This is a genomic window from Streptomyces albus subsp. chlorinus, from assembly GCF_013302895.1.
In the GTDB taxonomy this organism is placed as follows: Bacteria; Actinomycetota; Actinomycetes; order Streptomycetales; family Streptomycetaceae; genus Streptomyces; species Streptomyces chlorinus.
In genome coordinates, this window is record NZ_VJOK01000001.1 from 5,937,573 (window position 1) to 5,961,573 (window position 24,001).

The 24,001-nt window shown below is 70.4% G+C and carries 16 protein-coding genes; 10 read left to right on the forward strand and 6 right to left on the reverse strand.

Annotation, left to right across the window (positions count from 1 at the left end; genetic code table 11):
- Nucleotides 1-132 precede the first annotated feature (132 nt).
- The 6 genes from FM076_RS25775 (at nt 133) to FM076_RS25800 (ending at nt 5,412) form a co-directional block, all read left to right on the forward strand.
- Nucleotides 133-762 carry a hypothetical protein gene (locus FM076_RS25775; protein WP_345945228.1) on the forward strand — a complete coding sequence of 210 codons (630 nt, stop codon included), beginning with the start codon at nt 133-135 and terminating at the stop codon, nt 760-762.
- Nucleotides 763-979: 217 nt separating this feature from the next.
- Nucleotides 980-1,255, forward strand: a complete 276-nt coding sequence (locus FM076_RS25780) for an S-type pyocin domain-containing protein (RefSeq protein WP_243274639.1) — start codon at nt 980-982, stop codon at nt 1,253-1,255.
- Entirely contained in the window at nt 1,245-3,269 is a 2,025-nt protein-coding gene (locus FM076_RS25785; protein WP_345945229.1) for a hypothetical protein, read from the forward strand. Before FM076_RS25780 ends, FM076_RS25785 begins: the two co-directional genes overlap by 11 nt.
- A gap of 12 nt (nt 3,270-3,281) precedes the next feature.
- Nucleotides 3,282-4,010, forward strand: a complete 729-nt coding sequence (locus tag FM076_RS25790) for a hypothetical protein (RefSeq protein ID WP_173873295.1) — start codon at nt 3,282-3,284, stop codon at nt 4,008-4,010.
- Nucleotides 4,007-4,279: a DNA-binding protein gene (locus FM076_RS25795; RefSeq protein ID WP_173873296.1), complete on the forward strand. Its 273-nt coding sequence runs from the start codon at nt 4,007-4,009 to the stop codon at nt 4,277-4,279. Before FM076_RS25790 ends, FM076_RS25795 begins: the two co-directional genes overlap by 4 nt.
- Before the next feature lie 245 nt (nt 4,280-4,524).
- Complete coding sequence (locus FM076_RS25800; RefSeq protein WP_243274641.1) at nt 4,525-5,412, forward strand: hypothetical protein; 888 nt, start codon at nt 4,525-4,527, stop codon at nt 5,410-5,412.
- Nucleotides 5,413-5,564: 152 nt separating this feature from the next.
- On the opposite strand, the gene FM076_RS25805 is transcribed toward FM076_RS25800, so the two are convergent.
- On the reverse strand, nt 5,565-7,094 hold the full coding sequence (locus FM076_RS25805) for a helix-turn-helix domain-containing protein (protein ID WP_173873298.1): 1,530 nt from the start codon (nt 7,092-7,094) through the stop codon (nt 5,565-5,567).
- Between the two features lie 206 nt (nt 7,095-7,300).
- Here FM076_RS25805 and FM076_RS25810 point away from each other — a divergent pair, with 206 nt between their 5' ends.
- From FM076_RS25810 to FM076_RS25820, 3 genes are all read left to right on the forward strand, one after another.
- Entirely contained in the window at nt 7,301-7,828 is a 528-nt protein-coding gene (locus FM076_RS25810; protein WP_173873299.1) for a DNA-binding protein, read from the forward strand.
- 312 nt (nt 7,829-8,140) lie between these two features.
- Nucleotides 8,141-10,885, forward strand: a complete 2,745-nt coding sequence (acnA, locus tag FM076_RS25815) for an aconitate hydratase AcnA (RefSeq protein ID WP_173873300.1) — start codon at nt 8,141-8,143, stop codon at nt 10,883-10,885.
- A 154-nt stretch (nt 10,886-11,039) separates the two neighbouring features.
- Complete coding sequence (locus FM076_RS25820; RefSeq protein WP_173873301.1) at nt 11,040-11,702, forward strand: GntR family transcriptional regulator; 663 nt, start codon at nt 11,040-11,042, stop codon at nt 11,700-11,702.
- Between the two features lie 165 nt (nt 11,703-11,867).
- Here the strand turns inward: FM076_RS25820 and FM076_RS25825 are convergent, their stop codons facing one another.
- The 5 genes from FM076_RS25825 to FM076_RS25845 form a co-directional block, all read right to left on the reverse strand.
- On the reverse strand, nt 11,868-13,283 hold the full coding sequence (locus FM076_RS25825; RefSeq protein WP_173873302.1) for an OFA family MFS transporter: 1,416 nt from the start codon (nt 13,281-13,283) through the stop codon (nt 11,868-11,870).
- 65 nt (nt 13,284-13,348) lie between these two features.
- Nucleotides 13,349-15,502: an acetate--CoA ligase family protein gene (locus FM076_RS25830; protein ID WP_173873303.1), complete on the reverse strand. Its 2,154-nt coding sequence runs from the start codon at nt 15,500-15,502 to the stop codon at nt 13,349-13,351.
- A complete protein-coding gene (gene frc / locus FM076_RS25835; protein ID WP_173873304.1) occupies nt 15,503-16,735 on the reverse strand; it encodes a formyl-CoA transferase in 1,233 nt (410 codons plus the stop codon).
- Between the two features lie 56 nt (nt 16,736-16,791).
- Complete coding sequence (locus FM076_RS25840; RefSeq protein WP_173873305.1) at nt 16,792-18,471, reverse strand: thiamine pyrophosphate-binding protein; 1,680 nt, start codon at nt 18,469-18,471, stop codon at nt 16,792-16,794.
- Between the two features lie 229 nt (nt 18,472-18,700).
- Complete coding sequence (locus FM076_RS25845; protein WP_345945230.1) at nt 18,701-22,168, reverse strand: GH92 family glycosyl hydrolase; 3,468 nt, start codon at nt 22,166-22,168, stop codon at nt 18,701-18,703.
- A 375-nt stretch (nt 22,169-22,543) separates the two neighbouring features.
- Between FM076_RS25845 and ngcE the strand changes: the two genes are divergently transcribed.
- A complete protein-coding gene (gene ngcE / locus FM076_RS25850) occupies nt 22,544-23,971 on the forward strand; it encodes an N-acetylglucosamine/diacetylchitobiose ABC transporter substrate-binding protein (RefSeq protein ID WP_173873306.1) in 1,428 nt (475 codons plus the stop codon).
- Nucleotides 23,972-24,001: the final 30 nt, after the last annotated feature.

The window sequence follows — 24,001 nt, forward strand, 5'->3', positions numbered from 1 at the left end:
AACTGCTTCTTCCTAGGTCATCGCGGGGACCCGGAGGACACCGGTGCGTACGTGCCCGTGCCGGACGAAGCCGCTGCGCCCGGCTTGCGCGGAGGCTACACGGACGTCTTCCGGGTCGACACGACCGAACACGTGGACACACAGGCGGTCGGCCTGCCCACGGTGTACGGAAGGGAATCGGTGGATCTGTGGGTCTCGTGGTGGGTCCACGATCCCGTACGCGTCGTGCGCGCGAAGACCGTGCACGGCTGGCACGTCGTGCGGTCCCATCTCACCAGCGCGCTGCGCCACTTGGCCGAGGCGCAGGAGGTGGCCGGGAGCGGACTCGGGGCCCCGGAGATCATGCAGCACCTCAGCATGCCGCAGCGCCTGGAGGAAACGGGCCTGAGCTACCGGGTGTTCGACGTCCGGCTCCGGGAGACCGGCGAGGAACTGCTCCTCGGCCAGGAGGAAGGTGAGGGAGTCCGCTACTCCTGGACGCCCAGCCGCCGCGGCGAGTACGAGTTCTGCCTCCAGGCGCTGCACGCCGGGCCGGCCTCACTGGCGGCGCTCTGGCTGCTCAGGCATCCCGACCAGGTGCGCGAGGTACTGAGCTGGGCGGTCGATCACCAGGATCTGCTGAGCCCTCCGCGCACCGACTGGCAGGAGGAACTGGCGGTACTGCTGGGCACGCTGACCGACCAGGAGCGCAAAGAGATTTCCTGCCTCCTGCGCGACCGGCTCTCCGCACTCGGACGTCCGGTACCCGGCGAGACCGCCTGACGGCGACGGCAATTCTTCTGTAATCGAATCAATGAGCGAGTGTGCTTTCCGCGGGAAACACACTCGCTCATTCATGTGCGGCCCTCAACGCTCTTCAAAGTGTGGCTGCGGTCACTGTTTTTCTGGGCCTCAGGAGCGGTGCCTCAGGCGGATATGCGGGATTCTCGACTCGTCCAGGAAGCGGGGCGCCCGAACGGATTTCAGGGCGTCCGAAGCATTGAAGGGCGACATGCGAGCAGAAGAGATTCGGAGTACGGACGAGGTAATCGAGTTCCGTCGACCGCAGGAGGCCGCCGAGCCGCAGGAGACCGCCGAGGCGGTGGCTGCGCACCGCGCGGCACCGGATACCGGCCATGAAACGGAAGTTCCCCCTGCGAGGGTGTTGAAGGCCGAACGCGGCATCATCAACACCGGCACCGTCCACGGTGGCCAGCATGTCACGGCCATCAGGTTCCCCGGCCACTTCGGCGAGGGAGCCGACAGTGACGGCTGAGATCTCCCGGGCCGGTGACCTCGATGGCCTCGTAGCGGCCCTGGCCGGCCGGGAGATGGTGGTCGTCGCTCCGCACGGCACCGTCAACACCGGCGTCGTGACGGGCGGCCAACGACAGGTCGTGTCCTCTGCGACGAGGAGTGGCGCGGCCACGGGACCGATGCGGCAAGGCCCTGTCCGGGCCACGTATCTGAAGTCGGTGAGACGGCGCTTCGTGCGGCCGCCCTGCTTCGACGAAGCACTCGCCGCGCTCGACTCCGGCATCGCGGTGCTCCTCGGAGAGCCGGGTACCGGACGGGAGACGCACGCCCTCAACCTGCTGGCTCACGGCAGTGAGGAACCCGTGCTCGTGCAGGTGGACGGGGCTGTCAACCTCTCCCGGTGGGGGCCGAGGGCCCAAGGCGTGCACGGATACCTGGTGATGGAGCCCCCGGACCCGTTCGCGCTCCGGGCATGGGACCTGTCCCGGCTGGAGGCGCCCTTGGCCGAGGCGGCAGCGCGACTGGTCATCGTCCTGGCGGATGCCCCAGGGCTGGCCGGCGCCTTGGCGGACCACCTGAGCGTGCCGGTGGTACGCCACCACCCGCCGGACCCTCGGCAGGTCTTCACCGCACATCTCTCGGACGGCTGTTCCGACGAAAAGGCGTGTGACCAGTGGCTGCGCGCCCTGGAACCGGGCCGACTCGACGAGCTGCTGCCCCAGGGGCTTCCACCCCGCCACGCGGCACAGGTAGCGGAAGCCGTCCTGCGGATGGGCGTCGAGGGCGGGGCCTCCGGCGCCGAGGTCCTCCGTCATGTGGCCCAGGCGGAGGGCGCCGACCTCGTGGCCCGGGCCCAGGCGGACCCCGCTCTCCTCGCCCACCTGCTCTCCCTCAGCGTCTACGGGGGGCTTCACCGCAGCGTTGTGACGGAACAGGCCGGGGAGTTGCTGCGACTGAGGGGGCAGCGAGAGGAGCAGGACCCCGCCGCGCGGTGTGCGCACGGCCACACCGTCGGCGCTGCCCGTCAGCCCTTGTCCGAGACCTTGCGGCTCCTGGGCGCGCACCATGTGCGGCACGCCGAGGAGGGGGTCACGGACACGGTGTCCTTCATCCGGCCTGCCGTGGGCGAAGCCGTGTGGGAGATCATCTGCCGCGATCACACGGACCTCGTGCCCCTCGCGCACACCTGGCTCGCCGGTCCCAGCCATGAAGCAGACCAGATCGAACGGGCCGGCCGTGCGGTCGCCGCCATGGCGGTGGCGACAGGCGGCCGGTCCATGGAACTCCTGGAGGATTTGGCCTCGGCCCCGTCCCTCTCCGCCCCCCAGGTGGCCGCATGGTGCCTGGCCACCGCCGGCCATGACCCGGTGGCGGCACGGACAGCGGATGACCTGCTCGAACAGTGGAGTGTCACCGCCGAGGCACCGTTGCGCAAGGCAGTGGCCTACGCGTGCCACCCGGAGCGGGGACGGATCACGGAAGAGCAAGCGCTGCGACTGCTGCAACGACTCATGGAGACACTGCGCGACGACACGGACGACATCTCCGTCTTCGGCACGGTCGCGGCAGCTCTGGTGCAGCGCTTCGAAGCCGGCGACTCCGGAGCCAGGACGAGAGTCCTGTGCCGCATGCGTGACTGGACGGAGTCGGACGGCGTCCCCGGCCTGCTGGCGGCCCTCGCCTTTCCCGTGATGGCGAGCACGGACCTGGCCTGGTGGAGCGACCGGATCCTCACCGACGCCGAGTCGGCATCGAGCACGGTCCAGCTGGCAGGGCACGCCCTCAACGAGCCGGTCACCTTCGCGGACATGCGGGACGTCCTTCTCGCCTGGTGCGCGGAGGCGGACCAGGGGGCGGACCGGGCCCGGGCGCTGAGCGCACTCCTCGACGGCCTGGTGGCTTCCCGGCAGCCCGGGTTCCTGCGCTGGCTTCTGTCCGTCGAAAGGGGTCCGGACACGATGCCCGGCAAGGAGCCGGCGGCCCGGGCACTGGCCGCGTGGCGCGGCAGAACACCGGCCACGCACACCGATTGAGCAGGAGGACCGATGTCACTTCCCCCTTACTCCGGGATCTTCGCCGCCGTCGAGCGGCAGTGCGCCGGCAGCGATCCGTCGCCCCCGTTACGCCTCTTCGACGGGACGGAACGGGCCGGGACCCCGCTGACCCTGGCCCGGGCCCGCGGTCTGCTGTACGACCGTTCCGTGTGCCCCCCGGCACGTGCGGCGCTGTGGCGTCAGATCGCGGAGCGCCTCCGCGTCGACGCCGACGGATCCGACTGGCCGACGGCGGTCGTGTGGCTGGGACTCCCGGGGCTTCGCCGGACCGCTTTCAAGATCACCCGGAGCTTTCGCGCCGAACGGGAAGACGTCGAGGCCGAGCTGGTCACCTGCTACCTCGAAGAGCTGGCGGCGACCGGAGCAGAGGACCCCGACCCCGGCGGAACGGTGCTGCGTGCGGCCTGCTCGCGTGCGTGGACTGTGTGGCACCGGGCGCGGCGCGAAGTGGCCGTGGACGACGTGGAGAGCGCCAACGGTGCTCTCCACGACATCGACGCCGAAGGGTACTGGCAGGCGGACTACGACCCAGTCCCTCACCGTTCCGGGCTCTCGGCCACCGTGCGGATCACCGTCCCCGCCCATCGCGTCGAGGGCGTGCGGCTCGGCGCGCTTGCCCAGAAGTGGGGCGTGGCCGGCACAGCCACGAGTGTCGGGTATGCGGGCCGGGGCCGCCAGGTCGCCAAGGTCTCCCTGCGGCGCGTGGGGAGGAGCCGATGACCGACCGCCCCAGGACACCCCTCACCTTCCGCGAGATCTTCAACCTTCCGGTCAGCGTCGACCTGCGGACGGCGGCCAGGGCGTTCGGTATGTGCCTGGGTACCGCCTACCGGCTGGTGGCGCAGGACGCCTTCCCCTGCCCCACGGTCCGGGTCGGCCGGCGCCACCGGGTGCTCACGGTTGATCTCCTGTGTGCGCTGGGCATCGAGGAGCGTCCCGTCTTCGCCGACGAGATCGCCGACGGGGTGGCGCTCACTCTCTTCGACTGACCACCCGTTCCCCCTTCGCCCTGCCGGCTGCCCGTCCGGCTGCAGGGCTTCACGGACCAGATGTGAAGGAGCTTGTTGTGCCCACCTGCCTCGCCCTCTGCACCACGCACAGTGCCCACCCGCCTGGACAGCGTCCCCCGGACGAACGAAACCGGTCCTCCATCCTCTATGAGGACCTCGTGCGTCCCGCGTGTGAACAGCTCGGGCTCACCTTTCTGCGAGCTGACAGCCTCGCGGAGGCCGGCTTGCCCAGGGACCAGCTGCTGCGCATGCTCACGGAGGTGGACGTGGTGGTCGCGGACCTGGGCGGATCCGACGCGGAGCTGTCCTTCGGGCTCGGAGTGCGACACGCCCTTGGCCGGTGCACCGTCCATGTCACGGAGGCAACCGGCCGGCCCCCGGGCCCTGGAACGGCGGAGCCTCGTATCCCGTTTCCGTCGCACCCCGCCGAGACGGCCCTCGCCCGGCAGCAGCTGACGAGCGTACTGGCGGAGGCGATGGGCGGGTGCGCCGCCCCCTCGCTGCCTGCGGGACCGGTTCCCGGGCCCGGCGCGGAAGCTGTCGCCGAGGACGACGAGAACGCCCCCGGGCTGTTCGATCTCGTCGTCGAAGCGGAGGCGCAACTGGAAGCCCTCGCCGGTGACATGGCCGACGTGGAGACCGCTGTCACGGACATCGGGGAGATGATGGCTCTGATCGGCGAGGACATGGCCCGGGTCAGTCATCCCGGGGCCTCGATGAGCACCAAGATGGTCGTGGTCAGTCGCATGGCCAAAGCCATCGAGGGACCGGCCGACGACCTTTCGGCAGCGACCGAGCGCTTCGCGGAGCGCATGGGTGCCAGCACCGTCGCGTTCCGGGCGTTTCTGGAATGGGCAGGGAGCACGCCGCGCTCGGAATGGCCGCAGGACGCGGAGGAGGTGCTGGAGCAGGTTGTCATGGCCCCCTGGGAGGCGCAGGCCGTGGACGGTTCGTTCCAGGAGGTGATGGCATTGATCAACATGCTCGGTGCCTCCAGCCGCCGGCTGCGCAGGCCCGCCCGCCTGATCACCACGTCCCTCCAGACCCTCTTCCAGAGTGTGTCGGTGCTGGAAGAGTTGCAGAGGCAGGCTTTGGCCCTGAAGGAGTCCTGAGCCGTCAGGGCTCCGGGTCGGGTCGAGGACCGCCAGGGCAACCCTGGCGGTCCTCGACCCACTCCTGGCCCGGAGTACCGGACGTCCCACGGGCCCTCGGCCCCGGGCCCGCAGGTGCGCAGGCCAACAGGGGATGCGGCGGCACCCGCCTCTCAGATGTCCCGGAACGTCTCGATCTGGGCGCCCACCTCGTTGAGGCGTTCCGCGAGGTCCTCGTAGCCGCGGTTGATGACGTAGACGTTGCGGAGGACGGAGGTGCCCTCGGCGGCCAGCATGGCCAGCAGGACGACGACGGCGGGGCGCAGCGCCGGGGGGCACATCATCTCGGCCGCGCGCCAGCGGGTCGGACCCTCGACCAGCACCCGGTGCGGGTCGAGCAACTGGAGCCTGCCGCCGAGCCGGTTGAGGTCGGTGAGGTAGATGGCGCGGTTGTCGTAGACCCAGTCGTGGATGAGGGTCTTGCCCTGGGCCGAGGCGGCGATGGCCGCGAAGAACGGGACGTTGTCGATGTTGAGGCCGGGGAACGGCATCGGGTGGATCTTGTCGATGGGTGCCTCCAGCTTGGAGGGCCGCACCGTCAGGTCCGTCAGCCGGGTGCGCCCGTTGTCGGCGGCGTACTCCTCGCTGCGGTCGAAGTCGAGGCCCATCTCCTCCAGGACGGCCAGCTCGATCTCCATGAACTCGGCCGGCACCCGGCGCACCGTCAGCTCCGACTCGGTGACGACGGCTGCGGCCACCAGGCTCATGGCCTCGACCGGGTCCTCGGACGGCGAGTAGTCCACGTCCGTGTCGATGACCGGGACGCCGTGCACGGTCAGCGTCGTCGAACCGATGCCCTCCACGCGCACGCCGAGCTGCTCCAGGAAGAAGCACAGGTCCTGGACCATGTAGTTGGACGAGGCGTTGCGGATGACGGTCACGCCGTCGTGCCGGGCCGCGGCCAGCAGAGCGTTCTCGGTGACGGTGTCCCCGCGTTCGGTCAGCACGATCGGCCGCTTGGGTGCGACACCCGCCTCGACCTCCGCGTGGTAGACGCCCTCCGTCGCGGTGACCGCGAGACCGAAGTGGCGCAGCGCGCTCATGTGCGGCTCGACCGTCCGCGTCCCCAGGTCGCAGCCGCCCGCGTACGGGATGCGGAAGCGGTCCATACGGTGCAGCAGCGGGCCGAGGAACATGATGATGCTCCGCGTACGCCGCGCCGCCTCCTGGTCGATGGAGTCCAGGTCCAGCTCGGCCGGCGGCACGATCTCCAGGTCGGCGCCGCCGTTGATCCACCGGCACCGCACCCCGATGGAGGAGAGGACCTCCAGGATCCGGTAGACCTCCTCGATCCGCGCGACCCGACGCAGCACCGTACGGCCCGAGTTGAGCAGCGAGGCGCACAGCAGCGCCACGCACGCGTTCTTGCTCGTCTTGACGTCGATGCTGCCGGCCAGCCGCCGTCCGCCCACGACGCGCAGATGCATCGGGCCCGAGTAGCCGAGGGAGACGATCTCGCTGTCCAGCGCTTCCGAGATGCGCGCGATCATCTCAAGGCTGATGTTCTGGTTCCCGCGCTCGATGCGGTTGACCGCGCTCTGGCTGGTGCCGAGCGCTTCCGCGAGTTGTGACTGCGTCATGCCCCGGTGCTGGCGGGCATCGCGGATCAACTGGCCGATACGGCCGAGGTAGTCGTCGGTCATGCGAGGAGACTATCTCAGATGTGAGATAGCTTCTCATCGGGGTGGCTGTGACGCGCGGGACCCGGGCGGAACCGCCCGAATGCCGCGTCCGGGTTGCGGGGTGGCGGTGATGTGTGCGCACGGGCGTTAGTGAGCACGAAACCGCGCAAACGAAACGTTCACAACTTGGTGTTGACAACCGTGCATGCCCCCTTCATGCTTCCCGTATGTCCACTGCGAATCAGCGCCCCCGGAGCCGGCGTCCGAATCGGAAGCAGGGCCGGGGCCAGAGTCAGGGCCGGCATCAGGGGCAGGGTCAGGACGGGGGTCCGCTCGACCCCTTTTCCCCGCCCCGTCCCGAACAGGCGCGGGCCCGGCGCGCCCATGCCGCGCTCTTCCGTATCGCGGAGCGGCACGCGGCGACGGACGCGCAGCGGGCCCGGCAGGCGCACCCCTCCGTGCTCGCCGCGCACGAGGCGGTGCGGCTTGTCGCGTTCCTGCTCAGTGGTACCGCGCGTGCCGAGAAGGGGGAGCCGGAGGTGGACGAGGCGGACATCACCGCCGCGCTGACCCTCGTCCCCCGGGTGCGGGGGGAGCTGGACGAACTGGAGGAGGGGCTGGTGCGGATGGCGCGCGGTCGCGGTATGACCTGGCCGCGGATCGCCTTCGGTCTCGGACTGGGCACGCCTCAGGCGGCCCGTCAGCGCTATGAACGCCTCGTCGAGCGGACACGCGCGGACGGGGAGGACGGGTGACGCCTCGCCTTGCGTCCTCGCGGCCGGGTGGTCTTTCGGCTGGGTGGTCGTGTGGCCGGGTGGTCGTATGACCGGACGGTCGTGGTGTCGGTGGGCCCCGGCGGGGGCACTCGGGGGCAGGCATGACCGGCGGGCGGTCGTGTACTAGAGTTATCTCGACATCGAGATAACTGGCGACGGCATACGTCGCGGTCGCTGTCGCTGGGCGAGTACGGGACGGACGGGCAAGCCTGGTAAGGCTTACCTAACTTCGTGGCTCGCTCACCATAGCGCACCGGCGGCCGATGCACACAAGGCACTAAGGAGACTGTCGTGTCGGCGAACAGCTTCGACGCCCGCAGCACGCTGCAGGTGGGCGACGAGTCGTACGAAATCTTCAAGCTGGACAAAGTAGAGGGTTCCGCCCGGCTGCCGTACAGCCTGAAGGTCCTGCTGGAGAACCTGCTCCGCACGGAAGACGGCGCCAACATCACCGCCGACCACATCCGCGCGCTGGGCAACTGGGACCCGAACGCGCAGCCGAGCCAGGAGATCCAGTTCACCCCGGCCCGGGTGATCATGCAGGACTTCACCGGCGTGCCCTGCGTCGTGGACCTGGCCACCATGCGCGAGGCCGTCAAGGAGCTGGGCGGCGACCCGAACCGGATCAACCCGCTGGCCCCGGCCGAGCTGGTCATCGACCACTCCGTCATCGCCGACACCTTCGGCACCTCCGACGCCTTCAAGAAGAACGTCGAGCTGGAGTACGGCCGCAACCGCGAGCGGTACCAGTTCCTGCGCTGGGGTCAGGGCGCCTTCGACGAGTTCAAGGTGGTCCCGCCCGGCACCGGCATCGTGCACCAGGTGAACATCGAGCACCTGGCCCGCGTCGTGATGGTCCGGGACGGCAAGGCCTACCCCGACACCCTGGTCGGCACCGACTCGCACACCACCATGGTCAACGGCCTCGGCGTCCTGGGCTGGGGCGTCGGCGGTATCGAGGCCGAGGCCGCGATGCTGGGCCAGCCCGTCTCGATGCTCATCCCGCGGGTCGTCGGCTTCAAGCTCACCGGTGAGCTGCCCACCGGCACCACCGCCACCGACCTGGTGCTCACCATCACCGAGATGCTGCGCAAGCACGGCGTCGTCGGCAAGTTCGTGGAGTTCTACGGCGAGGGCGTCGCCTCGGTTCCGCTGGCCAACCGCGCCACGATCGGCAACATGTCGCCGGAGTTCGGCTCCACCGCGGCGATCTTCCCGATCGACCAGGAGACCATCAGCTACCTGACGCTGACCGGCCGCAGCAAGGAGCAGCTGGCGCTGGTCGAGGCGTACGCCAAGGCGCAGGGGCTGTGGCACGACCCGTCCCGGGAGCCGGTCTACAGCGAGTACCTGGAGCTGGACCTCTCCACGGTCGTCCCGTCCATCGCCGGCCCGAAGCGTCCGCAGGACCGCATCGCGCTCTCCGACGCCGCGCACCAGTTCGGCCTGGACGTCGTCAACTACGTCTCGGAGACCGACACCGACGAGGCCGGCAAGGAGTCCTTCCCGGCCTCCGACGCGCCGGCCGTCTCCAACGGCGTGCCCAGCAAGCCGGTCCAGGTCACCAGCCCCGACGGGGTGACCTACGAGCTGGACCACGGAGCTGTCGCCGTCGCGGCCATCACCTCCTGCACCAACACCTCCAACCCGTACGTCATGGTCGGCGCCGCGCTGCTGGCCAAGAAGGCGGTGGAGAAGGGCCTGTCCCGCAAGCCCTGGGTCAAGACCACCCTGGCCCCCGGCTCCCAGGTCGTCATGGACTACTACGACCGCGCGGGCCTGACCCCCTACCTGGACAAGCTGGGCTTCAACCTCGTCGGCTACGGCTGCACCACCTGCATCGGCAACTCCGGTCCGCTGCCGGAGGAGGTCTCCAAGGCCGTCAACGACAACGACCTGGCCGTCGTCTCGGTGCTGTCCGGCAACCGCAACTTCGAGGGCCGGATCAACCCCGACGTCAAGATGAACTACCTGGCGTCCCCGCCGCTGGTGGTCGCCTACGCCATCGCCGGTTCCATGAAGGTGGACATCACCACCGAGGCGCTGGGCACCGACCAGGACGGCAACCCCGTCTACCTGTCGGACCTGTGGCCCTCCGAGCAGGAGATCGAGGAGGTCGTCGCCTCCTGCATCGGCCAGGAGATGTTCACCAAGGACTACGCCGACGTCTTCGCCGGCGACGCCCAGTGGCAGGCCCTCCCGGTCCCGACCGGCAACATCTTCGAGTGGGACGCCGAGTCCACCTACGTGCGCAAGCCCCCGTACTTCGAGGGGATGGGCAAGGAGCCCGCCCCCGTCGAGGACATCTCCGGCGCCCGCGTCCTGGCCAAGCTGGGCGACTCGGTCACCACCGACCACATCTCCCCGGCCGGTGCCATCAAGGCCGACACCCCGGCCGGCAAGTACCTGACCGAGCACGGCGTCGCCCGCCGTGACTTCAACAGCTACGGCTCCCGCCGCGGCAACCACGAGGTCATGATCCGCGGCACCTTCGCCAACATCCGCCTGCGCAACCAGATCGCGCCGGGCACCGAGGGCGGCTTCACCCGGGACTTCACCCAGGAAGGCGGCCCGGTCAGCTACATCTACGACGCCGCGCAGAACTACCAGGCGCAGGGCACCCCGCTGGTCATCCTCGCGGGCAAGGAGTACGGCTCCGGCTCGTCCCGCGACTGGGCGGCCAAGGGCACCGCGCTGCTGGGCGTGCGCGCCGTCATCGCCGAGTCGTACGAGCGCATCCACCGCTCGAACCTCATCGGCATGGGCGTCCTCCCCCTGCAGTTCCCGGAGGGCGGCTCGGCCCTCGACCTCGGCCTGACCGGCGAGGAGACCTTCTCCATCAGCGGCATCACCGCGCTCAACGACGGTGAGATCCCCGCCACGGTCAAGGTCACCGCCGACACGGCCCCCGGCGAAGCCGACAATGTACGCCGTGAGTTCGACGCGACCGTCCGCATCGACACCCCCGGCGAGGCCGACTACTACCGCAACGGCGGCATCCTCCAGTACGTGCTCCGCTCGCTGATCAGCGACTGACACCTGGCGCCGATCCGCACACCACGGCCGGCGGGCCGCGCCCTTCGCGGGGTGCGGCCCGCCGGCCGTCGCGTTGCGGACCCGCCGCCGACGGGCATCCGTAGACTGTAGACAATCGGGCCGGCCGGCCAGGGGACGAGGGAACGGGGTGGCGATGTCGCTGTCGGGGGTACCGAAGCTGAGGCGGCCGGGACCGCTGCGCGAGCAGGTGTACGAGGCGTTGCTGGGTCTGATCACCACACGGCAGCTGCGACCCGGCCAGCACCTGGTGGAGAGCGAACTCGCCGACCGGCTCGGCGTCTCCCGCCAGCCCGTGCGGGAGGCGCTCCAGCGGCTGGCCACCGACGGATGGGTCGATCTGCGGCCGGCACAGGGCGCTTTCGTCCACGAGCCCTCCGAGGAGGAGGCCGACCAACTGCTGTCGGTGCGCACCCTGCTGGAGGCCGAGGCCGCCCGGCTGGCCGCGGAGCACGCGGGTCCGGAGGGAGTCGCCGCGCTGGAGGAGCTGTGCGACCGCGGCGAGGCCGCGCTGCTGCACGACGACGTGGACGCGGTCGTCGACGCCAACGCGGCCTTCCACGCCCAGGTGATGGAGCTGGCGGGCAACGCGGTACTGACCGAGCTGTCGAGGCAGGTGGAGCGCCGGGTGCGGTGGTACTACCGGCCGGTGGCACGGCAGCGCGGTGCCCGCTCCTGGGAGGAGCACCGGCAGCTGATCGCGGCTGTCGCCGCGGGGGACGGGGAGAGGGCGATGCGGGTGATGCGCGAGCACACCGAGCACACCCGCCGCTCCTACCACGAACGCGGCGACGGCTGAGGCGGCCGTGAGGCCGGACTCCTGCGGGCAGCCCGCGCCGGGCCGTCCGAGCCTGTGGCGTACCGGCTACGGCCCTCCGCGGCCCGGGCCGCCTGCCGGGGCCGCCGCGCCGGTGACCTCCCCGGCTCGGCGGCCCCGGTGCGCACGTCGGGGAGGCGCCGGAACTCAGGCCGCCTCGCGGCTGATGGGGTGCGGGTTGGGCACGATCCTGCGCCGGCGGGGGGTGCCCGGCCGGCGCAGGGCGAGGGCCATCAGCGCGGCCAGCAGTGAGATCCCGCCGGCCAGCAGGTAGGCGCCGTCGTATCCCCAGGCGTCCACCGCCGTCGCCCCCAGCCCGCCGCCGAACAGCCCGCTCACCAGCTTGCCGCTGTAGGCGATGCCGTAGTTGGTGGCGTTGTGGTTCTCCCCGAAGTAGTCCGGGGTCAGCGCCGCGAACATCGGGTAGAAGGCGCCGCTGCCGAAGCCGGAGACGAAGGCGAAGACGAGGAAGAGCGCCTGGTTGCGGATCGTCCCGGCCCACAGCACCCCGAACTGGGCCAGGCCCAGCACCACGATCACGAAGATCAGGGTGGACCTGCGGCCCCAGCGGTCGGACAGCCAGCCGATGCAGCCCCGGCCCACCCCGTTGATCACGGACATGATGCCCATCGAGGAGGCGGCCACCAGGGGCCCGAAACCGACCTCTTTGGCGAACGGCACCTGGAAGGAGATGCCGAAGATGGAGACGCCCGCCGTCATCACCATCAGCACCCACATCAGCGGCAGCATGCCGGTACGTATCGCCTCCATCGGGGTGTACTGGCGGGTCGCCGGCGGGTTCTTGTCGAGTGCCGCCACCGTCTTGGCCGGGCCGGTGCGGCGCAGCGGGTCGTGGTCGGCGGGCCACCAGTTCTTCGGCGGATCGCGGAAGAACCAGGCGCACACGGCGACCAGGACGAGGACGTACACCCCGATCCCGTCCAGCACCTGGCGGTAGTTGCTCGTGTCGAACCCGTAGTTGAACAGGAAGATGAAGGGCACGGCGCCGTAGGCGAAACCGCCGTTGACGAAGCCGGTCTTGCCGCCGCGCCGTTCGGGGAACCACTTGCCGACACTGTTGATGCACGTGGCGTAGATGAGACCGGATCCCACACCGCCGAGCACGCCGAACCCGGCGACGGCCCACAGCACTCCGGACGCGTGGGAGAGGGCGAGGAAGCCCAGCAGCACCAGCCCGGCACCGATGTACATCGCGTTGCGCGCCGTCAGCAGTCCGCGCTCGCGCAGCCAGCCGGCCGGGAAGGCCACTCCGGCCTGGAAGAACACCCAGACGCTGAGGATCCAGAAGGTGTCGCTGCGACTCCAGTGGTGGGCGTGGGAGAGCGTGTCCTCGGCGGATCCGTAGGCGTACTCGGACACGCTGATCGCCATCATCGCCAGCCAGGGCAGATAGACCATGATCTTGCGGGAGTGGCCGAGAATCTGCCGGTCGGTCTCGCCGACCCGGTAGACGCGCCCGTTGTGGTCGGTCAGTTCGCGGTACCCCGGGGCGCCCGCCGCCGAGGCGGCTAACGGTGTGCCGGGGGCTTCAGGTCGAGCCATCCGTTTCTCCTCCGTGGGGAGCCCGCCGCCCTGGGCGCCGGTGGGCGGGGACGGCGGGCGGAAGGTCAGGGCAGCAGTCCGGCGGCTCGCGCCCACTGGTACTTGGCGCCGAGCACCGCGACCGGCTTCTCGGTGGTGTACGGGTAGGCCACCACGCCGTGCGCGAACAGGTGGGCGCAGGCGTCCTCGACCTCCGTGTCGCCCGCCAGCGAGGCGACGACGGGCTTGTCGATGCCCTGCTCGCGGGCCTCGGCCACCAGGCGCGCCGTCAGTTCGGCGAACACCATCGGCGGGGTGACGATGGTGTGCCAGTAGCCCAGCACCAGCGCGTGCACCCGCGGGTCCGTCAGTCCCAGCCGGATGGCGGCCTCGTAGGTGGCGGGCGGCTCGCCTCCGGTGATGTCCACGGGGTTGCCGGCGGAACCGAACGGCGGGATGAGGGAGCGGAACGCCGCGTCCAGGTCCTCGGGGATCTCCATCAGCGACAGCCCGTTGTCCACCAGCGCGTCCGACAGCAGCACACCGGAGCCGCCCGCGCCGGTGATCACCACCACGTTCTCGCCCCGCGGGGTGGGCAGGACCGGGAGGGCGCGTGCGTACTCCAGCATCTCGTTGAGCCCCAGGGCGCGGATGACGCCCGCCTGGCGGAGGATGTCGTCGTAGACGGCGTCATCGCCGGCCAGCGCCCCGGTGTGCGAGCCGGCGGCCCGCGAACCGGCGGCCGTCCGACCGGCCTTGAGGACGACGACGGGCTTGGTCCGCACGGTCTCGCGGGCCGCGCGGACGAACGCACGCCCGTCCTTGAGGTCCTCCAGGTGCATGGCCACGCAGTCGGTCCGCGGGTCCTGTGCGAACCAGGTGAGCAGATCGTCCTCGTCCAGGTCGGACTTGTTGCCCAGTCCCACGATGGCCGAGACGCCCGTGCCGGTGGCCCGCGCGAAGCCGAGCACCGCCATGCCGATCCCGCCCGACTGCGAGGTCAGCGCCACCCCGCCGCGCACGTCGTAGGGCGTGCAGAAAGTGGCGCACAGGTTCTGCCAGGGGGCGTAGTAGCCGTAGATGTTGGGACCCAGCAGCCGTATGCCGTGCTCCCTCGCGACGGACACCACCTGTTCCTGGAGGGCGTGTTCGCCGGTCTCGGCGAAACCCGAGGGGATGAGCACCGCGTTCGGCACGCCCTTGCGCCCGGCCTCGGCCAGGGCGCCGGGCACCAGCGGTGCGGGGATCGCGAAGACGGCGACATCGATGTCGCCGGGCACCTCGCACACCGAGGCGTACGCCTTGCGGTCCAGTACCGTTCCGGCTTTCGGGTTCACGGGGTGGATCTCACCGGCGAAACCACCGTCGACCAGGTTCCGCATCACCGAGTTGCCGATCTTCCCCGGCTCGTTGGACGCGCCGATCACCGCGATCGAACGCGGCTCCATCAGCCGGCGCATGGAGGCGAGGATCTCCTCGGTGCCGTACCGGGGCCGGTCCGCCGGGGCGGGCTCACCCAGCAGCAGCCGCACATCGGCCGCCACCGCGCCCTCCGGCCCGGCGAAGACCGGGTTGAGGTCGATCTCCGTCAGCTCGGGGAAGTCCGCCGCCAGGTGCGAGACGTTCACCAGCAGCCCCGTCAGCGCTTCCCGGTCGACGGGCGGCGTGCCGCGCACCCCGCGCAGCACCCGCGCGGCCCGTACCGAGTCGAGCATGCCGGCGGCCTCCTGGTGGGTGGCCGGGGCCAGCCGGAAGGTGAGGTCGCCCAGCGCCTCGACGAGCACACCGCCCAGCCCGAAGGCGACGATCTTGCCGAAAGTCGGGTCGGTGGCCGCGCCCACCAGGACCTCCTGGCCGCCGGAGACCATGCCCTGCACCAGCACCCCGTCGATACGGGCACCGGGGGTGTGGGCGCGTACGGCGGCCAGCAGCCGGGCGTGCGCCGTGCGCAGCTCCTCCGACCCCCCGACGCCGGTGACCACGCCCCCGGCGTCCGTCTTGTGCAGCACGTCGGGGGAGACCACCTTGAGCGCCACCGGCCAGCCGATCCGGGCCGCCTGCTCCACCGCCTCGTCCGCGTCGCGGGAGAGCGCCTGCGGCGGAACGGGGATGCCGTAGGCGGTGGCGACCTGTGCGGCCTCCACGGCGTCCAGCGCCGTACGTCCCGCGGCCCGCGCCGCCGCCAGTACCGCCCGTACCGTCTCCCGGGCCGCCGAGCGGCCCGCTGTCAGCTCCTCCACTCAGACCACCCCTTCCGTGCGCAGCGCCGCCAGCTCGGCCTCGGACAGGCCGAGTTCGCCGGTGAAGACCTCCTCGTTGTGTTCGCCCAGCAGCGGGGAAGAGGTGATCTCGACGGGGGAGTCGGACAGCTTCAACGGGGACCCCACGGTGGTGAAGCGGCCCCGAGTGGGGTGCTCCACCTCGACGATCATGCCGTCGTCGGTCAGCGACGGGTCCTCGATCAGCTCCTTGGTGGACAGGATCGGGCCGCACGGGATGTTGTGGGCGTTGAGCGCCGCCAGCACCTCCCACTTGGGCAGCCGGGAGGACCACTCCTCGATCATCCGGAACATCTTGTCCAGCTTCGGCAGCCGGGCCTCGGGCGTGGCCCACTCCGCGGCCTCGGCCAGCTCAGGCCGCCCCATCAGGGAGCACAGCGGCGCCCAGGACGCCGGCTGGACGATGACATAGACGTAGTCGTTGGGGCCGCCGGGTGCGCACCGGACCGCCCAGCCGGGCTGTCCGCCGCCGGAGGCGTTGCCCGAGCGGGGCACCTCGTCGCCGCGGGGTGCGCCCGGGTACTCCGGCAGCGCCCCGTGCGCCAGCCGCTGGTGGTCGCGGAGTTTGACGCGGCACAGGTTGAGTACCGCGTGCTGCATGGCCACCCGCACCCGCTGGCCGCGTCCGGTGCGCTCGCGCTGGTAGAGCGCCGCCAGTATGCCGGCGACTGTATGCACTCCTGAGCCCGAGTCACCGATCTGCGCACCCGTCGCCAGGGGCGGGCCGTCCGCCTCCCCGGTGGTGGCCATGGAACCGCCCATCGCCTGCGCGATGACCTCGTACGCCTTGTACGTGGTGTACGGGCCGTCGCCGAACCCCTTGATCGAGGCGTACACCAGACGGGGGTTGAGTTCCTGGATGCGTTCCCAGGGGAAGCCCATCCGGTCGACGGCGCCGGGGCCGAAGTTCTCCACCAGCACATCGCTGCGCCGGATGAGTTCGGCCAGCAGTTCCTTGCCGCGATCGGTCTTGGTGTTGAGGGTGATGCTGCGCTTGTTGCAGTTGAGCATCGTGAAGTAGAGGGAGTCGACGTCGGGCAGGTCGCGCAGCTGGCGGCGGGTGATGTCGCCGCCCGGCGCCTCCAGTTTGACCACGTCGGCACCCAGCCAGGCCAGCAACTGGGTTGCCGAGGGGCCCGACTGCACATGGGTCATGTCCAGGACGCGCACGCCGTCCAGTGCCTTGCCGCTCATGCGGGTCACCTCACTGCCATGCGACCACCGGTCGGGCGACGGCCGCTTCGGTCCGGTCACTTGTACATCGTCTGGTTCATGGTTCCGGGGGCGTAGGCGTCCGGATCGATCCATACGTTGATCAGGGACGGCTTGCCCGACGCGCGGGCGCGCTCCAGGGCGGGACGCAGCTCGGCGGGGTCCCGTACCTCCTCGCCGTGGCCGCCCAGCATCCGGGCGAAGGCGTCGTAGGGCACATCGCCCAGCGTGTTGCCGAGCCGTTCGCGCTCGGGGCCGTACTTGGCGCGCTGGCCGTAACGGATCTGGTTCATCGAGGAGTTGTTGCCGACGATCCCCACGAAGGGCAGGTCGTAGCGGACGAGCGTCTCGAAGTCCCAGCCGGTCAGGGAGAAGGCGCCGTCCCCGAACAGGGCGACGACCTCGCACTCCGGCCGGGCCTGCTTGGCCGCCAGCACGAACGGCACGCCCACCCCCAGCGTCCCCAGCGGCCCCGGGTCCATCCAGTGGCCCGGGGTGCGCGGCTGCACCACCTGCCCGGAGAAGGTGACGATGTCCCCGCCGTCGCCGATGAACAGCGAATCGTCCGTCAGGAACTCGTTGATCTCGTGGACCAGGCGGTAGGGGTGGATGGGGGCGGCGTCCGAGCGCAGCAGCGGGGCCCGCTTGGCCAGCGCCCGCTCCTCGACCTGGCGCAGCTCCTCCAGCCACGCCTTGCGCGCCGCCGGCTCGGCCGGCCGGCGGCCGGCGGCCCGCACCACCGCGGCCAGCACCAGATCCGCGGAGCCGACGATCCCCAGGTCCACGTCCCTGTTCTTGCCGACGGTGCGGTAGTCGAGGTCGATCTGCACCACCGTCGCCTCGGGGGAGAGCCGCTTGCCGTAGCCCATGCGGAAGTCGAAGGGCGTCCCCACCACGACGATGAGGTCGGCGCGCTGGAAGGCGTGCCTGCGGGAGAGCTGGAAGTGGTGCGGGTCGCCGGGCGGCAGGGTGCCGCGCCCGGCACCGTTCATGTAGGCGGGCACATCCAGCGTCCGCACCAGGTCCCGGGCGGACTCGGTGGCACGGGTCGTCCACACCTGACCGCCCAGCAGGACGGCCGGGCGTTCCGCCGCGACCAGCAGGTCGGCCAGCCGCTGCACCGCGTCCGGATCGCCGGCCTGCCGGGTGGAGGCCCGGTAGCGCCCGGCCCGCGGCACCCGGGCCTGTTCGGCCGGCACCTTGGCGTCCAGCACGTCGCGCGGGATCTCCAGGAAGGAGGGGCCCGGTGCGCCGTGCCAGCATTCGCGGAAGGCCATCGAGACCATGTCCGCGACGCGGGCCGTATCCGGCACGGTCGCCGCGAACTTGGTGATCGGCGCCATCATCTCCACGTGCGGGAGGTCCTGCAGGGAGCCCATCTTGTGCTGGGTGCGGGCCCCCTGACCGCCGATCAGCAGCATCGGGGACTCGGCGCGGAAGGCGTTGGCAACGCCGGTGACCGCGTCGGTGGTGCCGGGCCCCGCGGTGACCACCGCGCAGCCCGGGCGCCCCGTCAGCCGCGCGTACGCGTCCGCCGCGTGGGCGGCGACCTGTTCGTGCCGTACGTCGACGAGCTGGATCCCCTCGTCGGCACAGCCGTCGTAGATGTCGATGATGTGGCCGCCGCACAGCGTGTAGACCACGTCCACGCCTTCGGCCTTGAGCGCCTTGGCCACCAAGTGGCCACCGGAGACGAGTGCGGAGTTGTCCTGGGGCATACGAGGAGTGCTCCCTCCCGTAGCGACCGGCAATCCCAGATTGCATACAGTCGACGCATACAGTATGTACTCGTTATCCCGCAGTCGCGCCGGGCTGTCCAGAGGGCGTTCAGGCCGGAAACGTCCGGGCGTACGGCGGGCGCACTCCGCTGGGCGCACAAGTCCGGGCACACGGCGGGGCCGCAACGGGCGGCCACCCGTTGCGGCCCCGCCGCTCCCTCCGCCCGGCTCAGCCCAGCAACTCCACCTCCGCCAACCGCGTCCCCGCGCGGTCGGGCACCAGCCGGTAGTGCCGGTCGCCGGAGCGGTGGGGGAGGGAGAAGACCCGGGTCTGCTTGTCCCAGCGGAAGGTCTCGCCCTCGCGGCGGTCCACGGTGTGCCACCGCTTGCCGTCGCCGGAGCCCTCCAGTCGCCAGCCGCCGGGTGCCTTCCGGTGGTCGTCGGAGGTGAGGGTGTAGGAGGTGACGCGGGCGCCCTCGCGTACGGTGACCGGCGCGTCGGTGAGGTCGGCGGCCGTCTGCGAGGTGTCGTCGGTCAGTGCCGAGTCGCCGGGCTCGGTGACGTCCTCCTGGGGCGAGGGCACGGCGTCGCCCCTGGTGAGGGAGGAGGGTCCCGCGTCGCGGCCCGTGCCCCACTTCGACGGCTTCGGCCCCATGGCGAACTCCAGGGTGCCGCCCTTCGCCAGCAGTTCGTGCGGGAGGGCGGTGGAGCGCCAGCGCTTGCCGTTGACCTTCAGCCCCTGCACGTAGATGTTCTTCGCGCTGTTCCTTGGCGCCTTGACCACCAGGTCGCGGCCCCCTTCCAGGTGCACGGTCGCCCTGGTGAACAGCGGGGAGCCGACGGCGTACTCGGGGGCGCCCATCACGAGCGGGTAGAAGCCCAGGGCGCTGAAGACGTACCAGGCGGACATCTCACCGTTGTCCTCGTCGCCCGGGTAGCCCTGGCCGATCTCGCTGCCGACGTAGAGCCGCGAGAGGACCTCCCGGACCTTCCGCTGCGTCTTCCACGGCTGCCCGGCCGCGTCGTACAGGTAGGCGATGTGGTGCGAGGGCTGGTTGCTGTGCCCGTACATGCCCATCCGCACGTCCCGTGCCTCGGTCATCTCGTGGATGATCCCGCCGTAGCTGCCGGCGTACTTCTCCTCGCCCGTCTCGGGGGTGGCGAAGTAGGAGTCCAGCTTCTTGGCGAGCCCCGACCGGCCGCCGTGGAGGTTGGCCAGGCCACGGGTGTCCTGGGGCGCGGTGAAGGCGAAGTTCCAGCCGTTGGTCTCGGTGTAGTCGTATCCCCACACCCGCGGGTCGTAGGCGCCGGGGTCCAGCCGCCAGGAGCCGTCGGGCTTCCGGCCCTGGAAGAAGCCGGTCCGCTTGTCGAAGAGGCGGACGTAGTTCTGGGCGCGCTGCCGGAAGTAGTCCGACTCCTCCTTGTACCGCTTCTCGCCCGTCTTCCCGTACAGCGCCTTGCCCATGCGGGCGATGCCGAAGTCGTTGAGGTAGCCCTCCAGCGCCCAGGACATGCCCTCCTTGGTGTCGGTGCTCGTGTAGCCGAGGAAGGGCGAGGTGGTCATGCCCTTGCGGCCCACGCCCGGGTGGGGCGGGGCGACGGTGGCGTTCTTGAGGGCCGCCTCGTAGGCGGTCTTCGCGTCGAGGCCGACCCCCTTGAGGTAGGCGTCGGCGAAGGCGACGTCCGAGGAGGTCCCGGTCATCAGGTCGGCGTAACCGGGTGAGGACCAGCGGGAGATCCAGCCGCCGTCCTTGTACTGCTGCACGAAGCCGTCCGCCATCCTGGCCGCCTGCTTCGGGGCGAGCAGCGCGTAGGCGGGCCAGGTGGTGCGGTAGGTGTCCCAGAAGCCGTTGTTGACGTAGACCTCACCGTCGACGATCTTCGAGCCGGTCTCGGTGGGCGTGTCCGGCTTCTCGGCGGGCGAGAACGGGCTGGCGTACCGCGCCCTGCCCCCGACCTGCTCGTGCCCCGCGTTGGGGTAGAGGTAGAGCCGGTAGAGGTTGGAGTAGAGCGTGGTGAGCTGGTCGGGGGTGGCGCCCTCGACCTCGATGACGCCGAGCAGGTCGTCCCACCGCGCCCGCGCCCGGTCCTCGACCTGTTCGAAGGAGCGGGAACGCGGAATCTCGGCCCGCAGGTTGGCACGGGCCTGCGGGACGCTGATCAGCGAGGTCGCGATCCGCATCGTGACGGTGCGGTCCTCGCCCGGCGCGAAGCGCAGATAGCCGGCCGCGTCCTTGCTGCCCCCGCCCGTCAGCTTGCCGCCGCCGGTGACGGGCGCGTCGAACTCGGCGTGGACGAACATCCGGGTGGCACCGGTGGACGACCCGCTTTTGACGTCGGACCAGCCGGTCACCACGCCCCGCCGCGTGTCGAGGGTGAGCCCCGCGTGGTCGTCCACGTTGTCGAAGACGAGGCTGGCCGCATCCCGCTCGGGGAAGGTGAAGCGCATCACCGCGGCATGGTCGGAGGGGGCGATCTCGGTGCGCAGCCCGTTGGTGAAGGTGACGCCGTAGGAGTACGGCCTGGCCCGCTCGTCGGCGTGCCGGAAGGGCAGTGCGCGGGCCTTGCGGGAGGCGTCCGGGGTGCCGTGCGCCGCCGAGGGCATCACCTGGAACGTCTGCCGGTCGCCCATCCAGGGGCTGGGCTCGTGGCTGGCGGCGAACGCCTGCAGCGTGGGCAGGTTGTCGTCGTTGTTCTTCCGCGCGTACTCGTACAGCCAGTCCTTGGCGCCCGCGTCGGTCACCGGCGTCCAGAAGTTGAAGCCGTGCGGGACGGCGGTGGCGGGGAAGGTGTTGCCCCGCGAGAAGGAGCCGCTGGAGTGGGTGCCGCGTGTGGTGACCACGTGGTCGGACAGGTGCGCCTTGGGCGCGGCCGGCTCGCGCGGGGCGATGCGCACATCGTCCAGCCAGCCGCTGAAGGGGCGGGAGCCGGCCTCGGGCCCCTTCGGCGCGTCGTAGCCGAGCAGCACCCGGTCGACGGTCCTGCCCTCGGCGACCTGCCCGATAGGGGCCTCGGTGTTGTTCCACTGGTTGGCGTACAGCGTCTTGGCGGCGCCCTGCGCGGCCGGGGTCAGCCGGTTGCCGTGCTGGTCGGTGGCGCGCAGTTCGCTGAGGTAGGTGCCGTCGGTGAAGGCGAGGTCGACGGCGACGTGCGTGGCGGCGTACGAGCGGTCGCCGTCGGGCATCTCGGGGAACAGCCGGTAGGAGAGGACGGTGTCGCGGGTGACGGTCAGATCGACGTCGAACACCTTGTTGGTGGCGAAGCCGCGGCCGGGGCCCGCGTGGTCGCCCGTGAAGCGCAGGGCGTGGGCGCCGGTGAAGCCCGCACCCGTCCTGGCGGTGGGGGAGGAGGCGGGACCGGTGCCGGTGCGGGTGCCGAGCCCCGGTGCGCCGTCGTGGGTGACGCCGTGGGCGCGGGGCCGGCCGTCCCGGCCGGTCTCGACGGTGTCGTTCCAGTCGGGCGGCGGGGTGCCGGGTTCGAAGGAGGAGGCGAACCGGGTGGGTGCGCCCGGGGAGCCGGGGTCGGGCCGGGCGACGGCGGCCGTCGCGTGTGCCGCCTGCACCGTCGAGACCGCCACCAGGGCGAGGACGAGAGCGACGGCGGACCGCCGGGCCGAGGCCGGGCGCGGACGGGCGCCCGGAGGGGAGGGTCTTTCGCGGTACGGCGTACGGAGTCTCAGCAGCGGGCTGCGGCGCACACGGACCTCTCAACGGCCGACAACGTTGTCAGTTGGAATTTTCAGCGACCAGTAATCTACCTGCCGCCCAGTGGTGTCAAGAGTGCCGTCGCGGCCGAACGGGCCCGGGGAAAAAGGGAATTCGCAGCGCAGGTCTCAACTCGGGAAAGATGGCGGCGGGTACTGTTCTCGATCTTGCCCAGATGGCGAAGAGTGGACTATACCTGTCCCACCTTGAGCGGTACCCCGCGCGCGGGAGCCGTTTCGCTGGCGCACCATCGCACGATCCGCACCATCCAGCTTCCACTTCACCCGCGGTGTCGGGCCCTTCGCCGGTGGCGAGTTGACGGGAGACCGGTACACCGCCTGAGTCCTGGAGAAGGCGAGGACCCCAGCATGGGAACCAACAGCGTCAACCGGAGGGCCGTGGTGAAACGGGCCGGCGCGGCCTCTCTTCTCGCCGTCCCCGGCATCGGTTCACTCGCCTCGTGCGCGACCGGCGGCAGTGAGGACAACAAGGCGGAAAAGGGCGAGAAGTCGGCCGGTAATCCGCTGTCGGTCAAGAAGGACGCCGCGCTCCAGGTCTACGTCTTCAACGGCGGGTACGACGACAAGTACGCGCGCTATGTCAGCGACATGTACGAGAAGAAGTACCCCGAGGCGGAGGTCGACCAGAAGAAGACCGAGAAGATCGCCACCCAGACGCAGCCGCGGATCGTCAAGGGCGACCCCCCGGATGTGATCAACAACTCCGGCGCCGACAACATGAACATCTCGGCCCTGGTCAAGAACGAACAGGTCGCCGATGTGACCGAACTGCTGGACGCCCCCAGCTGGGACGACCCGGACGTCAAGGTCCGCGACATCCTGGTGCCCGGCGTCGTGGAAATGGGGCAGTTCGGCACCGACGCCGTCCACCAGCTCAACGTCGCCCAGACCGTCTACGGCATCTGGTACTCGGACACCATGCTCCGCGAGACGCTGGAGGCCGAATACCCCAGGACCTGGGACGAGATGCTGGCGCTGTGCAAGAAGGCGAAGAAGAAGGGCCTGCACGGCTGGACGTATCCGGCAGGGCACCCCCGCTACATGTTCTTCAGCATGTACGCCATGTTCGGCCAGGCCGGCGGCCGCAAGCAGTTGGAGGCCATGGACTACCTGGAGCCGAACGCCTGGAAGAGCGACGCGGTCAAGGCCGTCTTCGAGGCGTACGAGGAACTGCGCGCCAAGAAGTACGTGCTGCAGGGTTTCGACGGCGAGAAGGCGCACATCGAGGCCCAGACCGCCTGGACCAAGGGCAAGGCCGTCTTCATTCCCGACGGATCCTGGGTGGAGAACGAGGCGAAACCGACCACGCCGAAGAACTTCGAGATGCGGGTCGGCGCCACCCCGTCGCTCGACAAGGGCGATGCCATGCCGTTCGGCACCCTTTACGCCCCGCCCGGTGAGCCCTTCCTCATCCCGGAAAAGGCCACCAACCGGCAGGGCGGCCTGGAGTGGATGCGGATGATGTACAGCAAGAAGGCCGCGCGGAACTTCTTCCGCGAGGTCTCCTCCATGCCCGTGGTCAAGGGCGCCATCGACGGCCTCGACCTCCCCCCTGGTGTCGCCAGTTCGCAGAAGGCCATCAAGACGGCGGGCGACAACGTCGTCATCGCCTTCTTCAAGGAGTGGTACACCGAGCTGTGGAATGAGGACTTCAACTCCGTCATCGGCAAGTTCATGAACGGGGAGACCTCCGTAAAGGAGGCCATGGACACCATGCAGAAGGCCGCCGACCGGGTTGCCAAGGACCTCGACATCCAGAAGATCAAGAAGTCCTGACCACCAGCACGGCGTACGCGGGCGATCCGG